Source organism: Bacillus cereus group sp. BfR-BA-01331 (genome assembly GCF_022663915.1).
Classification (GTDB): domain Bacteria; phylum Bacillota; class Bacilli; order Bacillales; family Bacillaceae_G; genus Bacillus_A; species Bacillus_A mycoides.
In genome coordinates, this window is sequence record NZ_JAKUGJ010000002.1 from 115,272 (window position 1) to 134,110 (window position 18,839).

An 18,839-nucleotide genomic window follows, 5' to 3' on the forward strand; every position below is an offset into this window, starting at 1 on the left:
CTCTCAAACCGGTAATTGAATTTCTATCTTCGTTCCCTTTTCTGGTTCTGCTTTTATTCGAAAAATCCCCCTCATTAATTCAATTCGTTCTTTCATACTTTTCAAGCCAAGTGCGGACTCTCTTACTTGATCCTGTATAAATCCTATTCCGTTATCTTCTATGTAAAAGTGCAGCTTATTATCTTCAATCCTTAAATGAACACATACTTTTTCACACGAAGCATGCTTTTTACAATTATGTAATGCCTCTTGGCTTATACGCCATAAAACTTCTTCTATTTCATCTTCAATTAAAACCATTCCATCAATTCGAACTTCCACTTGAATCCCTAACAGTTTTCCGTAATTTTGTATCGCTTCTGCTAAACCTTTCTCTAATCCTTCAGGCCTTAATTGCCAAATCAAAAGTGTCATCTCTTGTAATGCTTCCTGTGATAATTCTCCAATATAACTTAACATCTCTTGCAAGTCTCTATCCTTCGTCATATTTAGAGTCCCTTTCGCTGTTAGCATAATTGAAAATAACAATTGTTTAACGGAATCATGTAAATCACGAGCCAATCGATTTCTTTCAGCTACAACTACATATTTCCGTTCTTTCTCAACTAATTCAATACGTTGTATTGTCGTTCCAATTTGAAATGCAATCGCTTCTAATAACGCTAACTCTTCCTCAGAAAAATGTGTTTTATGGGGCGAGGCAACATTTAATAGACCAAATTTCTCTGATCCAGATCTTAGCGGGATTGTCGCATGATGTGTAACATCTTCTGTCTCGCCCCAATTACATTCAATCGCATCCTCTATTCGTTTACATTCAATAATATTTGTCGCTTTTTCCAATCTTCCATTCACAAAACGTTCTACACACCAACAATCTCCTTCACACATCGGCTTCTTTTCCTGCCACGTAAGGGCTGGGGGTAAGTTTTGGTCTACAAGCATACGATGCTTTCCACTTTCATCAATAAAGAATATCCACCCTGTTTGTAAATTCATAACTTGTAATAATGTATGTAACACTTTTCCTAACATTTCCTGTAAGTTTGTTGCTTCATTTAGTAACTCAGCAATTTCTTTTAATGCCTCTAAACGATGCATCTCTTTTTCATCTATGCTCATTCTCATCACCAACTACCATTATAACATTAAGAAATTTCAAAATACTACAAACAAAAAAGAACCGAATTCCTTCAGCTCTTTTTTCGGAGATATCCCATACAGTACATTCAAATCTGCCGATTTGCAAATCTAAATTCTAAACCAAAACAGAAATTAGCTAGTTTTCATTAACTGTCTGATAAAGATTGTCCCACATGGATATTCTGTAAACTTTCAGTGTTAACGAACATATTCGCTGCTGGCATTTGCACTTGATTTTTATGGAACATAGACATTAATTCAAATCTTACTTGTCTGGAAGTTTCAAAATAATCTTCAGGTTTAATCAAACCTGTAATACAAAATTCATATCCAACATATTTAAGGTTAGGATTTAAGTCTGTAACTCCAACATATTTAAATGGTTCAACAGCTTCATCATCTACTCTATAAAGATTTTGGTCCAATTTTTCATTACAAATAACACATACTTCTTCTAACAATTCCTTAACTCTTGTAGGATCTTCCTGATAATTTACCGTGATGCGTTCAATAACTCGCATCCACCCTTTATTAAAATTCTGTATCGTTCTAATCTCTCCATGTGGTATGGTAAGGAGCTTCCCTGACCATTCACGAATTTGCATAAAACGAATACTAATTTCCTCAATAGTTCCTGAATTTGTTCCATTAAAAGTTACAAAATCGCCAACACGAAACTCTTTGTCCGCTAATCTTGCGAAGCCTAATATGACATCTTTTAGCATCTGTTGTGCAGCAAAACCGATGACAACTCCCGCTATCCCTGCACCTGCAATAATACTTTTTATATCTACAAATTGACTAATTAAATATATGATTAGACTGATGATAATGATATATCTAAAAATAGATCGAATAACACTTTGAATCGTCTGCTCTACCTCTTCATCAAAAAAGCTTGATTTTTTAAAAAACCAATCAATAATGCGGTTTATGACAAAAGAAATAATGATAAGAACTAAAGCAAATAGTAAAAATCTTAAAAGTAAAAATTCCCTTACATAATTAAAAAACTCTTCAGTATACGTTAATAAACTCATCCATCCACTTCCTTACTAATGAAAATTTCATGCAGAGCTACTCTATTTTAAATACACATTTATCATCTCAACACTTGTTTTCGAAACATCTTTTATCCTGATCTTAAATCGTACTTTCTTAACTATGTATTTGTATTCATTGTTCATCTTCAACAATATAACCATTTCATCAATCTTTCAACTTCAGATGTCCTTTTCTATTCACTATAAATATACCCTTTTTAATACCCTAAAGGGAGATTACAATAGAATTTTTTATAAAATGAAACTTTAATCAGTGGGGTTTTTGTTCATCTCCCACTGATTATTAGCCCTCACCAATCGGGCATTTACGGGCAGCAGGGCTTCCACCTAACTTCTTTGCTCCAGCCGAATTTTGAGGTAGAAGTTTTACTGCCCACAAATAGCGGGATAAACGCCTTTTTTTTAAATCCGCAATACTCACTTCATTACAAGGAAAATATTCATATGACACCGAATAGTTCATTTGAATATATTTTTACTCGCGGAGGTTACTAACAATGGGATATATTGAAGAACTAAGAAAAGTTGTTGGATCAAGACCACTCAATCTAGCAGGAGTTGCTGTAGCTGTTTTCAATGAACACGGTCAAATATTACTACAACAAAGACGAAATGGCATTTGGGGAGTTCCTGGAGGCTTTGTGGAACTTGGTGAATCCACAGAAGAAGCTGGGAGACGAGAAGTGCTTGAAGAAACAGGTATTGAAATTGGTACACTTCAGTTAGTAAGTGTATTTTCAGGTAAAGAGTTTTTTGTACAATTACCAAATGGAGATGAATTTTATCCTATTACAATCGCATACCTTTGCAAAGACATTACAGGTGGTTTGTTAAAAGCAGACGAAGCTGAATCATTACATGTACAATTTTTTGATTTAAATGGGCTACAAAAAAAGATTAGCCCGTTCATTAAAAAGTTAATTCAACAGCAAGTCGTCTCTATTCAAATGTGAAAAAGAGACCTTTTGAAGGCCTCTTTTTTTCACTTCACTTCTGCATTTAAACAAGATTTAAAATGTCCAAGTGCATATTCATGCCCTTGCGCATTAAAAGATGCTACTGCTTTTTCATAAACGACAATTTGAAACCCTTTGTTATAAGCATCTACTGCTGTATGAAGGACGCAAATATCTGTACATACACCTACAAGATGCACTTCCTCTATTCCTCTTTCTCTTAGCTTCATTTCTAAATCCGTTCCTGCAAAAGCACTGTAACGTGTTTTGTCCATGTAATATACATTTTCAGCATTTTTATATTTTTCGTATACTTCTTGTAATTCACCGAATAAGTCTCTTCCATTTGTATCTGCTATATTATGAGGTGGAAACAATTTCGCTTCTGGATGATATACATCATTGTCTTCATGTTTATCAATCGCAAACACTACATAATCTCCACCTTCAATATACTGCTTCGTTATATGCACAAGTTCTTGCTCAATTTCTTGACCTGGCTTCCCGCAAGTTAAAGCACCTTTTTCAGCTACAAAATCATATGTATAGTCGATATTAATAAGAGCTCGTTTCATTACTACTATCTCTCCTTCTTCTGTTTCACAGTAAACAATAGAAAATTTGTTATTACGACATCGTATGTACTATTCGACATTTCAAATGAAATCCCTACATTTCCAACTCAATACTTACCTTAATCCGAGTTTATCATAAAGCGAAACTTTAATCATAGGGGGGTATTATCCTTCACCAATCGGGCTTTTACGGACAAATTGATCTCCCACCTAACTTCCTCACATGTGGGTAGGGGCCTTACCGCCCGCAAATAGCGGGATAAAACCGATACACAATGACAAAGCATACAGCTCCAATTAACAAGTCATGAATGTGATAATTGAGCGTAACTTCAACCGCCTCTTGTAAAGTAAACCAAATGACCGAAAACATTATAATAAATAAGAAAATACGAATAACTCGTTTCAAACTTTCAATCCCTTCCTCTTACATGATAGTAAAGAATAAGTTCTTCCTATTCATTCGTACTAGAAAGTGAAACAAATTATTCTCAACAACCTAATCCTATCCAAATTAAAAAGTACACTACCACTTTAAGTAATGTACTTTTTATCCATAATTAAGACGCAGGCTTTGTTTCAAACGTTGCTTGATTAAAGCTAATGACTTTTCCTTTCGGGTCATTGTTTTCAAACTGAGCTGCGGTAATCGTATGACTACCTGTCTCAAGCGTCTTTTCTTTTAATTGTACTGTTGTCTGTGTTGTACTAGTTACTTGATGTTTATCTGCAAATATTTGATCTACAAATACAAATGTTTCTTTATCGTTTTGAAAATTGGAAAGTTCTAATTCGACTTGCTGAATTAAAGTATCCTTTTTTATGAATACAGTTGGTATATTGCCATTTTCAGAAGTACCATCTGGAGTAGTTACTTTTACTTTCCCTTCTCCGATTGGCACTGCTCCTTCAGGAAATACGACCATATTCTCATCACTTGCATTTACAACTTGTTCTTCCTGGTTTGACTGTGCATCCTCTTTTTCCTTTGGAGTACCACAGCCTACTAATAACAATACAGACAATCCAGCGATTATGAATTTCTTCAAAATTCATTCCCCCTGTTATTTCATTATAATTTATTATACAAAAATAACTTCTTGATTTTAAAACTAGTTTTTAACACTTTCATGAACAAATATTAGCTTGCTCACGATTACTGTACCATACTTTCATTTTAAGAACATTAATTTTTTTAAAGAAATAAATAGTAATTCCAATCTATTCATCATTTTAGCCCAATTTACTAAAAAAATATCCATTCAAAATAAAAAGACATTGTCATTTCAATGTCTTTTCTACATAACATTTAGAAAATAAATGTTGTAATCTCATCAACTTCTTTTCGAGAAAGTTTCTTCGGCTTATCTTTCGGAAACCCGAGTGAAATTACCATATTAATTTGTTTTTGAGGCTCAATTTGTAAATATTGTCGCAGTTCATCTTGAGCTAATAATACAGGTCCTGTCATTGGACAAGTACCCAGTCCTCTCGCATGTGCAGCCAACATTAAGTTTTGTGCTGCTAAACAGCTACTCTTAATTCCTTCCTCTTCCCATACTGAATCAGGAACGAAGGCAATTGGATCAAATATCTTTTCACGAAACTTTGATTCATATGGTGTTGCCAAACATACGATTAATACTGGCGCCTCAGAGAAAGCTGTCGCATATGGACCGAAAGAACGTGTAAGTAATTTCCCTGCTTTCTCTTCTCCATTTTCTGCTGCTTTTGCCGCAAGTTTATGTAATGCATCCCATGTCATTTGTTCAATTTCTTTAATTTTCTCTCGGTTCATAATGACCAAGAACTCCCACGTTTGTGAGTTCGTATCACTCGGTGCATAACGAGCACAATCAATAATTTCTTTTATATCACTAGTGGATACTTCTTGTTCTGTAAACTTTCTAACACTTCGTCTACCGTGAATTACTTCTTTAAAATCTTCATAATTCATATATTAAATCCCCTTTTTACAGCGTTTTCAAAACTTGTCCTATGGTTGAATTATATCATGAAAAAAAGCTGGGGGAATACCAGCTTTTTCCCTCATTATTAATTTGTCACTTTAAACAAATTAATACTTTCTTCATATGCAGCTTGTAGTTTTTTCGTAATTGGTCCTCTTTCGCCGCTTCCAAACTTCTCATCACCAATTTGAACAACTGGGAATATTTCAAGTGGTGTCGCTGTAAAGAAACATTCGTCAGCCTCGTATACTTCTTGCAATGAGAATTCACGCTCTTCCACTTCAATATGTAAAGCTTTCGCTAATGTAATAACGTAGTGACGAGTAATGCCGTGTAGAATGAAATTATCGGCCGGATGTGTAATTAATTTATTATTTTTCACCATAAAGAAATTCGAATGACATCCTTCTGTTACAACTCCATCTCGTACTAATATCGCTTCTTGATACCCTTGCTCGTTTATTTTATTTTTAATCATGATATTAGGTAGAAGGTTTAAAGATTTTATATGACAGAACTTCCAGCGTATATCCTCTTCTACAGTAACCTTTATTCCTTGTTCCATAGTAGCGGTAGGTCTTGGAAACAAAACAATATTCGCAAAATATGTTGGCTGTAAATCTTTTTCATACACATGATTTCGAGCTTGAGCTCCACGTGATATTTGAAGATACACATTCCCATCCTCTTGAAATTGATTTCTTTCAATCATTTGATGAAGTTCTTCAACTAACTCTTCCTTTGTAAACGGCGGAACAATATTTATTTCCCTCATAGATTTAAAAAAGCGTTCCAAATGTAAGTCTAATAAATGAGGCTTCCCATCGTATAACCTAAACACCTCATATATACCATCACCAAATTGAAAGCCCCTCTCCTCTAATGGGACCATCGGCTGTTCTTCCTTCGTATTCACAATTCTTCCGTTAAATAAAATCCAATCTTTATGAGTAGCTTTCATTCCTTCCCACTCCTTTATTCCATAATTGATTTTATTGTACAACTTATCCACACTTAAAAGAAGGAATTTTCTGTATTTAACTAAACAAAAAAAGTACATCACCTATTTAAAGTGATGCACTCAACCATTCATTTATTTCAGAAAATATTTTTCAATATCATCTAACATTAAGTTTGCAGCTTTAATACCGCCTGCTGTATTCCAAATTACTTCATCCACTTGGAATACTTTATTGTCTTTAGAAGCCTGCAGCTGCTTAAAGAGTGGGTCTTCTGTCCATTCTTTTGCTAACGTGGTTCCTTCGTTATTCTTATCTGCATCTTTATCAGATGTGAAGTAGAATATGTAGTCCCCATCCATATTCGGAATTTGCTCTTTTGTAATTCCTTTTATCGCAAATTCATCTTTATCTTGTAGTGGTGGTCGCTTAAATCCAATATCATTTAAAACAGCACCTGAGAATGAGTTTTTCTGATAAATACGAACGTCACCTGGTACGAAGCGAATAATAGAAACTTTAGAATTCAATTTATCTCCTAACTTCTCTTTCATTCCTTCAATACGTTTTTTATAATCTTCAAGAGCCTTTTGCCCTTCTTTTTCTTTATTTACAGCTTTTGTATAGAATGTAAAGTTTTCCTTCCAATCCCCGCGCAATGTTTCAGCGTATACAGTTGGCGCTATTTCGTTCAATTGCTCATATATTTTTTCATGACGCATTTTATTCCCGATAATTAAATCCGGCTTAAGCTTCATAACTGCCTCTAAATTAATATCACGCTCAGTTCCTACAACTTTCGTATCTTTTAAATCTTTCGCTAAATGAGGATACCATTCATCACCAGCACGTGGTTTTGTAGTTCCAACTGGCGTTACTCCAACAGCTAAAAGTGCCTCCGCACCCTCATTTGTTAAAACAACTACTTTTTTAGGTGTACCATTTACTGTTGTTTCACCCATTGCATGCTTTACAGTATACGAATCTTTTGCTTTAGCTGATGGATCATTTCCTTTTTTCTCTTCTTTGCTACACCCTGCGATTATTACCATAAGTATCATAATGCATAACATAAATATTTTTTTACTATGTACCATATGTCCTCCTAGATGAAATTGATTATCATTAACAATCAAAGGTTAATGTATATTACATACATTTTAGATTCTATCCGCTATTCAAATGTTTATTTTTAAAATAAAGTATATAAGTATGAAAACAATAAACGTTCTTAAAATGCGTATCTACGTTATACATAAATACGCATTCATATTACATCATAAATTTATTTCCTAATATTGATTATATTTAATATATGATGGATCATTATACACCCACTGATTTCCACCAAGGTTCAACCAACCGTTTTGATTAATATATACTAAATAAGATTCCGGATTATTTAATTTACGAATAACTGAAGAAGATGTTGATGGACCACTTCTTAAATTCACATTTGTTCCTTGTATATATGCAACACCAATTGCGCTTCCATCGCTATTGCTCGTCTTTACAAAATTAATGTACGAAGGGTCATTATACACCCATTGTCCATTTCCTAAGTCTAACCATCCGTTACTTTCCTGATATACGACATACGATTCTGGGGCGTTTAGTTGACGAATAACTGAAGAAGACGTTGATGGGCCACTTCTTAAATTCACATTTTTCCCAAGTATATAGGCAATCCCCTTCGTTTGTGGTGTTGGCTGTGGGTTTGGAGGTTGTGGATTTGGAGGTTGTGGATTTGGAGGATTCGGATTTGGAGCTACTCCAAAAATAGCTGCTATTCCGTTTGCATACGCTTGGCTTAGATCTTCGATAAATTGTGGATTTTTCAATAAATTAGCATCAAACGTTGTATCAATAAAGGCAGTCTCTGTTAAAATTGCATCCATTGCAGTCTCTCTTAGTACCGCATAATTTGCTTTTTTGGCTCCTCGGTCACGAAGACCGTATTTTGTTAATACAGGATTGACTGCTGCATGCATCTTTTGTTGCTTTTCATATGCAGAACTATTATTAGATAGCGCGTTGTAAATATAACTTTCAAATCCAGTTCCACCGCCACTATTAATGTGAAATGAGATAAAATAATCTGCACCAAATGAATTAGCAATATTAGCACGTTCTGATAAAGAGATAAACACATCACTATCACGTGTCATTTTAATATTGATTGGATAATTTGCAGATAAAATATCTCGCACACGTCTAGCAATTTGAAGTGTTAACTCTTTTTCCACTAACCCATTACCAACAGCACCAGAATCATATCCACCATGCCCTGCGTCTATAACAAGTTTCATATATCTTTTTCATTCCTTTCTTTATTGTAATAAGCTTTCATTTCTACTCGTCCTATTTTATGTTAATTGTACAAGTTCCGTTACAAGTACAAATAAAAAAACCCCCTTATGTAAGGCGGTTTCTATCGCTTTGCTTTAGCCAATTTAAAATGAATATATACGATTGATAATGGATGTAACGTATGCAAAATAAAAGAAATAAAAGAAATATCCCCCCGCCGCTATATAGCAACCCAAACTTCAAAAAAATGTTCAAAAGAGGTGGGAAATACGTTATGTTTTGCAATACAAATAGCATACAAAACAAAATTAAAAATACGGGAATATATTGTAATTCATATGGTCTTCTCTTCTTATACATTCTTTTCCGAATAAAAGTCTGGCATAGTTCTGCTACTATAAAACAACCTCCAACTAATACAAGACCAGAAGTTATCGTCATACGTCCACCTACCTTATATTCATATCATCACCTAATCAATATTCACTATATTTTCTTTACATATATTCCATTTCCCTCAATAAAACCAGATCCCTCTATGAAAGATTTAGCTTGTTCAGTAAACATCTCTTGCAATACTTTTATTTCTTTCACATTTCTCTGTTTCATCATTTCTTCAAATGTAAAATACGTATTTGTCCCGTATCCATAACCTTGATAATCAAAATGAATAATTAACTGTGACAAAATAGCACTCTCTTCTTGAACGCTATAATCTATTACGCCAATATATGTATCATCAACTTTTACACAATACTGAACCTTTTTCTCATCTAAGCTGTGTGAGTGAAACATTTCTTTTACAGCGCTTTCATTTTCTGTATTTACTTTCTCAAACGTAATCATATGTTGTCCATCCTTTTACTATTATTGTATCAATAATAAATGCAATTTATGAAAAAAACCTTAAGATCGAATGCGACCTTAAGGTTTTTTATTAAACTAAGCTATACGCACGCTTTGTTTCTTCGTGGAACTTATTCGTATCGTATTTATGCTCAACATAAATTTGATGCCATACCATAAACGCAAGTACAGTCCAAATTTTACGGCTATAATCGCCTTTATCTGCACAATGTGCTTCCAGTAAGTTTAATACATACTGTTTGTCGATTAAATGCTCAGTTTTGCTTTCTTTAATAATATTTACAGCCCAATCGTGCATTTCATCTTTTAACCAGTGACGAATTGGTACTGGGAATCCAAGCTTTTTACGATCTAACACGTGATCCGGAACAATTCCACGAGCAGCTTCACGTAATATAGCTTTCGTTGTTCCGTTTGCAATTTTAAATTCTGTCGGAATTTTAGATGCAACGTCAAATACTTCTTTATCTAAGAACGGTACACGAAGTTCTAATGAATTTGCCATCGTCATTTTATCAGCTTTTAATAAAATATCGCCGCGTAACCATGTGAACATATCAATGTACTGCATTTTACTTACATCATCATAATCTTTAATTTCGTTATACAATGGTTTCGTGATATCCATATAGTTAACACTTTCATCGTAATACTTCATTAATTCAGCTTTCTCTTCTTCACGGAAGATTTTCGCATTTCCATAGTAACGCTCTTCGATTGGCGTACATCCACGCTCTAAGAAGCTTTTTCCTTTAAACCCTTCTTTAAGAGCACCACTTAATGCCTTTAGAACACTCTTTCCTGGGCTAGGAATGTAAGAGAACATTTTTAACGAGTTTGGCTCACGATAAATGTTATATCCACCAAATAGCTCGTCTGCACCTTCACCAGAAAGAACAACCGTTACATGTTTACGCGCTTCTTTCGCAACGAAATACAATGGTACAGCTGCTGGATCCGCTAAAGGATCATCCATATGCCAAATGATTTTTGGGAACTCATCCATAAATTCTTGCGCTGTAATGAATACGTTATGGTTTTTAACTCCTAATTTCTCAGCAGTTTCTTTCGCAACATCAACTTCACTGAAACCACGTTGTTCGAAACCAATAGAGAATGTTAATAGATTTGGATTCATTTCTCTTGCGATAGAAGCAATAATAGATGAATCGATACCACCAGATAAGAAAGAACCTACTGGTACATCACTACGCATATGTACTTTTACAGAATCGTATAATACATCACGAATTGCTTGGATATGCTCCTCTTTCGTTGCGCTTGAAGCGTTGAAATAAGGATTCCAGTAGCGATGGATTTCCATCTCTTTACCGATTTCTTTTACGAAGTAATGACCAGGCTCAATTTTGTTAACATCAATTGTTAATGTTTCTGGCTCTGGACCATATTGGTACGTAAAGTAGTGTTGTAGTGACTTTGGGTTTACCCCTTTGTCTTCCATTACATGCATAATACTTTTCTTCTCAGATGCGAAGAATGTAGTATCACCTTGTTGTGCGATGTATAAAGGCTTAATACCGAAGTGGTCACGTGCACCGAAAAGTGTCTTTTCTTCACGATCCCAAATCATAAATGCGAACATACCACGAAGGTAGTCTACACATTTTTCTTTCATATGTGCATACAATGCAATGATAACTTCTGTATCAGATTGTGTAGCAAAAGTTGCACCTTTTTCAAGTAACATTTCACGTAGTTCTACATAATTGTAAATTTCACCATTAAAAATAATTACATATCGATCATTTTCATAAGTTAACGGCTGATGTCCTGCCTCTAAGTCAATGATACTTAAACGGCGGAAGCCAAATTGTACATGTTCATCACGAAAATATCCTTCGTCATCTGGACCGCGGTGGAAAATCATCGTGTTCATATTTTCAAATTGATGTTTTTCTGTTTCTGAAAACTCTCTAGGGTTTTCACATAAACATCCTACAAAACCACACATACTTCTTACCCTCTTTCAGTTTTCATTCTGTCTCAATACTACTATATCAACCCTATTTATACTAGCATAATCAACTGAATATGGCGACCAAAAACTATAAAAAACTCACTCCATTTCACATTTTTAACATTTTTTTATGAAAACATGAAAACTAGGCACTCACCTTTCTCCGCTTTTGTCATATGATATTGCAAATTGATTTCTAGGAGGTAATACCATGAGTGAAGAAAAAAAAGATTCTTCTCGCCCACCGGTTCGTAATTATTTAAAACAAATTGATGATTTTTTCGAACAAACACCTCTCCGTGGCGTAATTGCTGATTTAAATCATTTTTTCCAAAAGGGAAACCGTTTATTAACATTCCCAGTAGATTTATACGAAGTTGGTGACGAACTCGTCGTTACAGCCGAACTACCAGGTATACAAAAAGAACAAATTCAAATTGAAATACAAAGCGAATACTTAAAAGTCTCTGTAAAAGAAGATATACTTGAAGAGACGGAAGAAGAACAGACATCTCATAACTATTATCGCCGAGAACGTTCCATTTCAGAAGCGTCAAGAATTATTAAGTTACCATATTTAATTAATAAAAAAGCAACGAAAGCTTCTTATCAAAACGGTGTATTAGAAATTCGCGCACCGAAATTACCACAACAGCATGACATATTATCCATAGACTGAATACTAATAAAAGAAGGGTGCTAAGCACCCTTCTTTTTAATCAGCTAATCGCTTCATATCACGTATAATATCTTCGTATGGCGTATTGCTAATGCCGCTATATTTTTTCATTACTTTTCCATTTTGATCGACTAAGAAAAATGATGTACCGTGTATTACTTGCCCATTCTCTGGTTTATCTACAAGCGATTGGAAGTTATCTTTTGAAAACTTTGTAATATCCTCCAGTGAATAACCTGTTAACAAGTTCCAATTACTTGTATCCTCTGTAAACTTTTGAATGAATGCTTTCAAATTTTCTGGTTTATCAAGTTCAGGGTCTACACTAAACGAAACAAACTGAACGTCTAATTTCTCTTCCTTAGCCATTTTCTGTAATTTCGCCATATTAGCAGTCATTGGCGGACAAACTGTTTGACAGTTTGTAAACATGAAATCTGCTACCCAAACTTTCCCTTTTAAATCTTTTGTACCAAACGGCTTTCCTTCTTGATTTGTAAATTGGAAAGTTTCTAAATCCCAGTTTAACGGTTTACGGAGTTTTGCCCCTGAACTGCTACAACCTGCAAGTACAAAGAGACAAAATACAACCATAAGACCAATTAACTTTTGATAACGCTTCATTATTAAACCTCTTTTCTCTATCCTTAATTTATGTAAGTTATGTATATCATAACAAAAGTAAACACTATGAGAAAATTGTTTACATCATTTGTTCACGAAATCGTACGAATTTACGTATGTTACTTCTTTATTTCAAGCGAATTACTAGACAAAATATATTTTACTACTATTATTTCTCTAACCATTATTTGCGAAACGAAGTTCATTGTTAAATTTGTAAATAAATCCCCCTATTTTTTTACAATTACTTAAACATTAATCCATGTTAAACACTGTATTCCTTAACAACATTTCGGTACAATACAACTACAACGATTTTAAATGAGGTGATGTTCATGGCAAAGCGCTATGAAAATATGGATAATGCAAGTACAAAAAAATCAATTCGCTCCTTCTTACGTTGGCGTAAAGAGAGAAAGCAAAACAAAAAAGACTTTTCTTTTCTAGTAGAACAATCACCTGTTAAACAAAGTAAATTTCTACTAAATAACTTTGAAAAAACGACTGTCACATGGATTGGTCATTCAACTTTTCTCATTCAAACGAACGGCTTAAATATTTTAACAGATCCAGTATGGGCTAATAAATTAAAGTTAGTTCCACGACTTACTGAGCCAGGGCTCACTATAAAAGAACTACCTAAAATCGATATCGTTCTTATTTCACACGGTCATTACGATCATTTAGACTTTTCATCTCTTCGTCAACTAAATGATGATACCTTATACCTTGTTCCTATTGGGCTAAAAAAATTATTTACTCGTAAAAAATTCACCAATGTAGAAGAATACAACTGGTGGGAAAGTACAATAATTGATGAAGTCTCTTTTCACTTCGTACCTGCCCAGCACTGGACGAGAAGAACATTATTTGATATGAACACCTCTCACTGGGGAGGATGGATCATTGATAATATGACTTCTTCAGAAACCATTTATTTTTGTGGTGATAGTGGTTATTTCCAAGGATTTAAAGAGATCGGCAAACGTTTTTCAATCGATATTGCACTTATGCCAATTGGTGCCTATGAACCAGAATGGTTTATGAAAGTGTCTCACGTTTCACCAGAAGAAGCTGTGCAAGCGTATCTAGATATAAAAGCTACACATTTCATTCCCATGCACTACGGTACTTTTGCTTTAGCAGATGAAACACCAAGGGAAGCAGTAACACGACTACGAAATAACTGGAATTTACGAATGCTACCGTGGGAACAACTACATGTTCTCTTTTTAGGTCAAACTTTCACGTATAGCCCTATTGTCCCAGTTAAAGAACCAGTAAAAATCACAGAAACTTCTCATGTATAATAGTACTAATTTTTGCGAGTAATTTATCATATACTTTAAAAAATTGAAAAGGGTGTTTTCCATGAAAGATTATTTACAGACTCGCTATATAATTAGCGGTAGCGCCTGTATTGCCCTTCTCATTTCTTATTTTCTGTCCTGAAATAATAAAAAAGCTACTTGAAAATTCATTTCAAGTAGCTTTTTTATTACTCTGCTAAATACATAAAACCAATTGCTCCTGGTCCTGTATGAGTACTGATAACTGGTGTTGTATAGAAAATCTCTGATTGAGTGAATCCATTCACTTTTTCAACAGCAGCTTTTACACTTTCTGCTAAAGGAATTGCTTTAGCATGTGGAATCGCAACAGCTTTCACCACTTTTCCAGCAGTATCTTCCTCGAATAGTTTAGCCAACGTTTTTACAATCTGCCCTTGGCTACGTACTTTCGTTACCGGATTATATACGCCGCCTTCTAAACTTGCAATTGGTTTAATATTAAGTAAAGAACCAATAAGTGCCTTACCTTTACCGATGCGTCCACCTTTTACTAAGTTTTCTAATGTATCTACGATTACGTATAAACGAGTATTTTTTCTCACTTCATCAATACGTTTTAAAATAGCTTCTAATGAGCTTCCTTCTCTTGCCATTTTAGCAGCCTCAATTACTTGATATGCTAACGCATGGCTAATGAATTGAGAGTCAACAACTGTTACTTTCGTATCTGCCATTGATGCAGCGCTATTTGCTGTTGCAACTGTGCCACTCATTCCACCTGTCATATGAATGGAAAGTACTTCACTTCCATCTTCCCCTAACTTTTCATACATTTCTACAAATGTACCCATAGCTGGTTGTGATGTTTTTGGTAATTCTTCTGATTTCGCCATTTCTTCAATAAATTCATCTGGTTGTAAATCAACGCGATCTAAGTATGTTTGTCCATTTACAGAAATAGATAATGGTAAAACATGAATATCATACTTCTCAATTATATCTTTTGATAAATCTGCCGTTGAATCTGTTACAATTTTAATTTTTTGCATATTATATTCTTCCCTTTCCAATACGCTCTCCCTGTTATTATACTAGCATTCCCGATGCTTTCAACAATTTCGAATGAATTTCACTAAATTAATTATATTTTTATACCTAAAATAAAAAAGACAGAGCTTATCTAACTCTGTCCCTGCTGTGTATTATGCATTCTTTTCAAGAGTATTTGTCTTATATACATTTGAATAATCATTCCACTTCAAACAACTTTGTAAATATTCACGGAAAGAGTACGAGAATCTTGGGTTTTTATGTTTTTGAATTTTCGCAATAAACAATTGAAGACGAGACTGAATTAGAAACGCTAATGGATGCTGTGTTTGTAGGACAGGGATTTCAAATATTTTAATACAATTCCCTGTTGCATGAGTGAAATAAAAACTTTTCGTAATCACAATATCAATCCTCTTTTTCGTTGGATTTTTGAACTTCCTCCACTTTATTCTTTAACACGTTTTTTAGTGTAGGTTTCCTATGAATACTAAAATATCCTTAAGCTGCCCCATTTAGAAGTTAATACTTCATTTATATCCACCTAATTCGAACCCTGTCCTATATATCCTTTGAGACGGGAGTCTTATTATCCATATATAGCTTGATAACTTCAGTATAAACTTATAAAAATGAAAAGTTTGTCTAAATTTTGGAGATTCTATAATTTTTCCCTTCTATATATTGTATACAATTATAGCTAGAGTATAACAAATAAATTAAAAAGTGCCTTTATAACGAGGCACTTTTCGACTGTATTTCTTCTTCTCTTTTCTGTTTTCGTTTACTAACTATCTTTGATAAAGCGATACTGATTTCATAAATACAAATAAGCGGTACCGCTACTAAACTATGTGATAAAAAATCTGGCGGTGATATACATGATGCAATTATAATCAACACGACATAAGCATATCTTCTTATTTTCTGAAGAAATTCTGCCGTTAGAAGACCTATACTCGTTAAAAACATAACAACTACAGGTAATTCAAATATAACAGCAAACGGAACTGTTAAATTTAATACGAAATGAAAATATTTTTCCGTTGTAAACATCGTATTAAACATCTCATTACCAATTGTAGTTAGGAAATGAAATAAAAATGGCATGACGATAAAATAACCGAAAGATAGGCCTGCTATAAATAATATAGACAATACCGGTATATACATTAATGTCATTTTTTGTTCATTGGGATGTAAACCTGGTTTTACAAATAACCAAATTTGTATCGCAGCAAAAGGAATTGTACAAACGATAGCAAATACTGTAGCAATCGAGAAAAAAATCCACAACACATCACTTGGACCGAGAACAGTTAATTTCATTGGTAAATCTTTTACAAGCCAAAAATAAATATCCTTCGTAAAAGCAAATCCAATAATTAAAAATAATACAAAGGATAATACTGTATATATTACTCGTTTGCGAAGCTCAACAATATGTTCTACTACGCTCATTTCCCGATCTTCCATCTCGTTCACCACACTTTATTTATCCATTCCGAGAAAAACTTCAGCATATTCTTTTATTTATTTATTTTTTTCTTTCTCTTGAAATGCCTCATCAGTCAATTCTTTTGTTGATTTTTTAAATTCTTTTAACGTTTCCCCTAAAGCTTTCCCAATTTCCGGTAACTTTTTTGGGCCAAATAAAATTAACACTGCTACTAAAATTAAAATTAACCCTGGAAAGCCAATATTTGAAAACATTTCCCCATCCCCTTCATAAGTAGATTCCTTGTCCTACTATTCCATAAGTTCATTTTGTCAAAAAATTTCGTAAACGTCAATGTATCCGTTGTCTTTTGTCAAAAAAATTCGAAAATATAATCAATTGAATATCATTTTCTATTCCTTTTGTATATGATATGGTTAAGGAAAATATAACTTATCTCAATACAGTGAAAGGGATTAACATTATGACGCAAAAAATTAAAAGAATGACCCAATTTGTAAAAGAAGAAATTGCGAATGCAATTACCCATGGTATCGGTGCCATTTTAAGCATCCCTGCCTTAATCATATTAATTATTCATGCTTCCAAACATGGCACAGCATCTGCTGTTGTTGGCTTTACCGTTTATGGCGTAAGCATGTTCTTGCTATACTTATTTTCTACACTGCTACATAGTATCCATCATCCAAAAGTAGAAAAGTTATTTACCATTTTAGATCACTCCGCCATATATTTATTAATTGCCGGCACGTATACACCATTTCTACTCATTACACTGCGTGGCCCGCTCGGTTGGACTTTACTCGCAATTATTTGGACCCTTGCGATTGGTGGCATTATTTTCAAAATCTTCTTTGTTCGTCGCTTTATTAAAACATCAACATTATGTTATATCATTATGGGTTGGCTCATCATCGTTGCCATTAAACCCCTTTATGAAAATTTAACCGGTCACGGCTTCTCACTACTATTAATAGGCGGCATTTTGTATTCTGTCGGAGCTATATTCTTCCTTTGGGAAAAGCTTCCGTTCAATCATGCCATTTGGCATCTCTTCGTACTAGGCGGTAGTACAATGATGTTTTTCTGCGTACTGTTTTATGTCTTACCCGCAGCATAAAAAAAGTTTCAGCTTGTTTAAGCTGAAACTTTTTTTATTACTTATGTAATTGAGATGCAATAATATCTTTTGTATGCTGGGTTAACTCTTTAGCATCCATACTTGCATATTCTTCAGGTGTAATTGGCTTAGAAATTGTTAATGTTGCATGAGCTGGTTTCATACGATTTCCATTAGCCTCAAACATCTTATATGTACCATCTAAAGTTACTGGTAATATAGATACGCCAGATTTTACAGCAAGGTGAAAACTCCCTGCTTTAAACTCACCAATTTCGCCACCCTTACTTCTCGTTCCCTCTGGAAAAATCACGATAGAATGCCCGCTCTTTAACAGTTCAATTCCATCTTTAATTGCCTTAAGAGATTGACGACGATCGCTGCGGTCCATAAACACACAATTCATTAGTTCCATCCATGTTGGCACAACCGGAAACTTTTTAATTTCCGCTTTTGAAACGAATCCAATTGGCTTATTTAAGTAACCTAGTAACACAGGAATATCCATATTACTTTGATGATTACTTACAACTAGCACTGGCTTGTCTTTCGGAACATTTTCAAGTCCCTTTACTTCTACAGTCGATCCTGTTACACGCACCATTTTCTTACCAAACCAGTTTGTTGTTTTATACACAACACTATCTTTTTCTTGCGGTGACATCGCATTTGCTTTTCTTTTTATACGCCACAACCTTGGTGTAATCGCAATTACGATTAAAATTAAATAAAAGATTTTAAAAAACGTTTGAATCATACAGAACCCCCACCTATTATCATTCCGACCTTCATT

General features: G+C 34.1%; 23 protein-coding genes. 4 read left to right on the forward strand and 19 right to left on the reverse strand.

Features of this window, described 5'->3' with window-relative positions; translation table 11 throughout:
- Window positions 1-3: 3 nt before the first annotated feature.
- The 3 genes from MR155_RS04800 to MR155_RS04810 all read right to left on the reverse strand — a co-directional run bounded on the left by MR155_RS04800 (window position 4) and on the right by MR155_RS04810 (window position 2,670).
- Window positions 4-1,122 carry a GAF domain-containing sensor histidine kinase gene (locus MR155_RS04800; RefSeq protein ID WP_472927174.1) on the reverse strand — a complete coding sequence of 373 codons (1,119 nt, stop codon included), beginning with the start codon at window positions 1,120-1,122 and terminating at the stop codon, window positions 4-6.
- A 167-nt stretch (window positions 1,123-1,289) separates the two neighbouring features.
- Complete coding sequence (locus MR155_RS04805) at window positions 1,290-2,183, reverse strand: mechanosensitive ion channel family protein (protein ID WP_219302171.1); 894 nt, start codon at window positions 2,181-2,183, stop codon at window positions 1,290-1,292.
- Between the two features lie 307 nt (window positions 2,184-2,490).
- Window positions 2,491-2,670: a hypothetical protein gene (locus tag MR155_RS04810; RefSeq protein ID WP_242308941.1), complete on the reverse strand. Its 180-nt coding sequence runs from the start codon at window positions 2,668-2,670 to the stop codon at window positions 2,491-2,493.
- 34 nt (window positions 2,671-2,704) lie between these two features.
- On the opposite strand from MR155_RS04810, the gene MR155_RS04815 reads away from it, so the two are divergent.
- Window positions 2,705-3,160: an NUDIX hydrolase gene (locus MR155_RS04815; RefSeq protein ID WP_242308450.1), complete on the forward strand. Its 456-nt coding sequence runs from the start codon at window positions 2,705-2,707 to the stop codon at window positions 3,158-3,160.
- 29 nt (window positions 3,161-3,189) lie between these two features.
- On the opposite strand, the gene MR155_RS04820 is transcribed toward MR155_RS04815, so the two are convergent.
- The 10 genes from MR155_RS04820 to asnB form a co-directional block, all read right to left on the reverse strand.
- A complete protein-coding gene (locus MR155_RS04820; RefSeq protein ID WP_242308452.1) occupies window positions 3,190-3,738 on the reverse strand; it encodes a cysteine hydrolase family protein in 549 nt (182 codons plus the stop codon).
- Between the two features lie 238 nt (window positions 3,739-3,976).
- A complete protein-coding gene (locus tag MR155_RS04825; RefSeq protein ID WP_277958620.1) occupies window positions 3,977-4,147 on the reverse strand; it encodes a hypothetical protein in 171 nt (56 codons plus the stop codon).
- 151 nt (window positions 4,148-4,298) lie between these two features.
- Window positions 4,299-4,787: a putative periplasmic lipoprotein gene (locus MR155_RS04830; protein ID WP_016092680.1), complete on the reverse strand. Its 489-nt coding sequence runs from the start codon at window positions 4,785-4,787 to the stop codon at window positions 4,299-4,301.
- Between the two features lie 260 nt (window positions 4,788-5,047).
- Window positions 5,048-5,695: a nitroreductase family protein gene (locus MR155_RS04835; RefSeq protein WP_002012699.1), complete on the reverse strand. Its 648-nt coding sequence runs from the start codon at window positions 5,693-5,695 to the stop codon at window positions 5,048-5,050.
- Window positions 5,696-5,793: 98 nt separating this feature from the next.
- A complete protein-coding gene (gene dat / locus MR155_RS04840) occupies window positions 5,794-6,669 on the reverse strand; it encodes a D-amino-acid transaminase (protein ID WP_219302168.1) in 876 nt (291 codons plus the stop codon).
- Between the two features lie 132 nt (window positions 6,670-6,801).
- Window positions 6,802-7,764, reverse strand: a complete 963-nt coding sequence (locus MR155_RS04845; protein ID WP_242308461.1) for an ABC transporter substrate-binding protein — start codon at window positions 7,762-7,764, stop codon at window positions 6,802-6,804.
- Window positions 7,765-7,959: 195 nt separating this feature from the next.
- A complete protein-coding gene (locus MR155_RS04850) occupies window positions 7,960-8,976 on the reverse strand; it encodes an N-acetylmuramoyl-L-alanine amidase (protein WP_242308464.1) in 1,017 nt (338 codons plus the stop codon).
- 106 nt (window positions 8,977-9,082) lie between these two features.
- Window positions 9,083-9,418, reverse strand: a complete 336-nt coding sequence (locus MR155_RS04855; protein WP_012260872.1) for a hypothetical protein — start codon at window positions 9,416-9,418, stop codon at window positions 9,083-9,085.
- Between the two features lie 45 nt (window positions 9,419-9,463).
- A complete protein-coding gene (locus tag MR155_RS04860) occupies window positions 9,464-9,823 on the reverse strand; it encodes a GNAT family N-acetyltransferase (RefSeq protein ID WP_002085863.1) in 360 nt (119 codons plus the stop codon).
- Window positions 9,824-9,914: 91 nt separating this feature from the next.
- A complete protein-coding gene (gene asnB / locus MR155_RS04865) occupies window positions 9,915-11,816 on the reverse strand; it encodes an asparagine synthase (glutamine-hydrolyzing) (protein WP_242308466.1) in 1,902 nt (633 codons plus the stop codon).
- A gap of 217 nt (window positions 11,817-12,033) precedes the next feature.
- Here asnB and MR155_RS04870 point away from each other — a divergent pair, with 217 nt between their 5' ends.
- On the forward strand, window positions 12,034-12,501 hold the full coding sequence (locus tag MR155_RS04870) for an Hsp20/alpha crystallin family protein (protein WP_002012708.1): 468 nt from the start codon (window positions 12,034-12,036) through the stop codon (window positions 12,499-12,501).
- A 36-nt stretch (window positions 12,502-12,537) separates the two neighbouring features.
- Here the strand turns inward: MR155_RS04870 and MR155_RS04875 are convergent, their stop codons facing one another.
- On the reverse strand, window positions 12,538-13,125 hold the full coding sequence (locus MR155_RS04875; RefSeq protein WP_002141632.1) for an SCO family protein: 588 nt from the start codon (window positions 13,123-13,125) through the stop codon (window positions 12,538-12,540).
- 335 nt (window positions 13,126-13,460) lie between these two features.
- On the opposite strand from MR155_RS04875, the gene MR155_RS04880 reads away from it, so the two are divergent.
- The gene (locus MR155_RS04880; RefSeq protein WP_242308468.1) at window positions 13,461-14,435 is read left to right on the forward strand and encodes an MBL fold metallo-hydrolase; all 975 of its coding nucleotides are present in this window, start codon (window positions 13,461-13,463) and stop codon (window positions 14,433-14,435) included.
- A gap of 188 nt (window positions 14,436-14,623) precedes the next feature.
- Here the strand turns inward: MR155_RS04880 and MR155_RS04885 are convergent, their stop codons facing one another.
- The 4 genes from MR155_RS04885 to MR155_RS04900 all read right to left on the reverse strand — a co-directional run bounded on the left by MR155_RS04885 (window position 14,624) and on the right by MR155_RS04900 (window position 17,180).
- The gene (locus MR155_RS04885) at window positions 14,624-15,466 is read right to left on the reverse strand and encodes a DegV family protein (RefSeq protein ID WP_033708355.1); all 843 of its coding nucleotides are present in this window, start codon (window positions 15,464-15,466) and stop codon (window positions 14,624-14,626) included.
- Between the two features lie 153 nt (window positions 15,467-15,619).
- The gene (locus tag MR155_RS04890; protein WP_002012715.1) at window positions 15,620-15,871 is read right to left on the reverse strand and encodes a DUF2535 family protein; all 252 of its coding nucleotides are present in this window, start codon (window positions 15,869-15,871) and stop codon (window positions 15,620-15,622) included.
- 328 nt (window positions 15,872-16,199) lie between these two features.
- The gene (gene tatC, locus MR155_RS04895) at window positions 16,200-16,943 is read right to left on the reverse strand and encodes a twin-arginine translocase subunit TatC (protein ID WP_219302163.1); all 744 of its coding nucleotides are present in this window, start codon (window positions 16,941-16,943) and stop codon (window positions 16,200-16,202) included.
- Between the two features lie 57 nt (window positions 16,944-17,000).
- Window positions 17,001-17,180 (reverse strand): twin-arginine translocase TatA/TatE family subunit, encoded by a 180-nt coding sequence (locus MR155_RS04900; protein WP_002012719.1) that lies wholly within the window; start codon window positions 17,178-17,180, stop codon window positions 17,001-17,003.
- 209 nt (window positions 17,181-17,389) lie between these two features.
- Here MR155_RS04900 and trhA point away from each other — a divergent pair, with 209 nt between their 5' ends.
- A complete protein-coding gene (trhA, locus tag MR155_RS04905) occupies window positions 17,390-18,046 on the forward strand; it encodes a PAQR family membrane homeostasis protein TrhA (protein WP_002085872.1) in 657 nt (218 codons plus the stop codon).
- Window positions 18,047-18,083: 37 nt separating this feature from the next.
- On the opposite strand, the gene MR155_RS04910 is transcribed toward trhA, so the two are convergent.
- Window positions 18,084-18,803: a lysophospholipid acyltransferase family protein gene (locus MR155_RS04910; RefSeq protein WP_002141628.1), complete on the reverse strand. Its 720-nt coding sequence runs from the start codon at window positions 18,801-18,803 to the stop codon at window positions 18,084-18,086.
- Between the last annotated feature and the right edge of the window lie 36 nt (window positions 18,804-18,839).

Excerpts from the sequence above, each read along its gene's own strand:
- MR155_RS04800 (WP_472927174.1), bottom strand. The coding sequence starts at position 1,122 with ATGAGCATAGATGAAAAAGAGATGCATCGTTTAGAGGCATTAAAAGAA.
- MR155_RS04805 (WP_219302171.1), bottom strand. The coding sequence starts at position 2,183 with ATGAGTTTATTAACGTATACTGAAGAGTTTTTTAATTATGTAAGGGAA.
- MR155_RS04810 (WP_242308941.1), bottom strand. The coding sequence starts at position 2,670 with ATGAACTATTCGGTGTCATATGAATATTTTCCTTGTAATGAAGTGAGT.
- MR155_RS04815 (WP_242308450.1), top strand. The coding sequence starts at position 2,705 with ATGGGATATATTGAAGAACTAAGAAAAGTTGTTGGATCAAGACCACTC.
- MR155_RS04820 (WP_242308452.1), bottom strand. The coding sequence starts at position 3,738 with ATGAAACGAGCTCTTATTAATATCGACTATACATATGATTTTGTAGCT.
- MR155_RS04835 (WP_002012699.1), bottom strand. The coding sequence starts at position 5,695 with ATGAATTATGAAGATTTTAAAGAAGTAATTCACGGTAGACGAAGTGTT.
- dat (WP_219302168.1), bottom strand. The coding sequence starts at position 6,669 with ATGAAAGCTACTCATAAAGATTGGATTTTATTTAACGGAAGAATTGTG.
- MR155_RS04845 (WP_242308461.1), bottom strand. The coding sequence starts at position 7,764 with ATGGTACATAGTAAAAAAATATTTATGTTATGCATTATGATACTTATG.
- MR155_RS04850 (WP_242308464.1), bottom strand. The coding sequence starts at position 8,976 with ATGAAACTTGTTATAGACGCAGGGCATGGTGGATATGATTCTGGTGCT.
- MR155_RS04855 (WP_012260872.1), bottom strand. The coding sequence starts at position 9,418 with ATGACGATAACTTCTGGTCTTGTATTAGTTGGAGGTTGTTTTATAGTA.
- MR155_RS04860 (WP_002085863.1), bottom strand. The coding sequence starts at position 9,823 with ATGATTACGTTTGAGAAAGTAAATACAGAAAATGAAAGCGCTGTAAAA.
- asnB (WP_242308466.1), bottom strand. The coding sequence starts at position 11,816 with ATGTGTGGTTTTGTAGGATGTTTATGTGAAAACCCTAGAGAGTTTTCA.
- MR155_RS04870 (WP_002012708.1), top strand. The coding sequence starts at position 12,034 with ATGAGTGAAGAAAAAAAAGATTCTTCTCGCCCACCGGTTCGTAATTAT.
- MR155_RS04875 (WP_002141632.1), bottom strand. The coding sequence starts at position 13,125 with ATGAAGCGTTATCAAAAGTTAATTGGTCTTATGGTTGTATTTTGTCTC.
- MR155_RS04880 (WP_242308468.1), top strand. The coding sequence starts at position 13,461 with ATGGCAAAGCGCTATGAAAATATGGATAATGCAAGTACAAAAAAATCA.
- MR155_RS04885 (WP_033708355.1), bottom strand. The coding sequence starts at position 15,466 with ATGCAAAAAATTAAAATTGTAACAGATTCAACGGCAGATTTATCAAAA.
- tatC (WP_219302163.1), bottom strand. The coding sequence starts at position 16,943 with ATGGAAGATCGGGAAATGAGCGTAGTAGAACATATTGTTGAGCTTCGC.
- MR155_RS04900 (WP_002012719.1), bottom strand. The coding sequence starts at position 17,180 with ATGTTTTCAAATATTGGCTTTCCAGGGTTAATTTTAATTTTAGTAGCA.
- trhA (WP_002085872.1), top strand. The coding sequence starts at position 17,390 with ATGACGCAAAAAATTAAAAGAATGACCCAATTTGTAAAAGAAGAAATT.
- MR155_RS04910 (WP_002141628.1), bottom strand. The coding sequence starts at position 18,803 with ATGATTCAAACGTTTTTTAAAATCTTTTATTTAATTTTAATCGTAATT.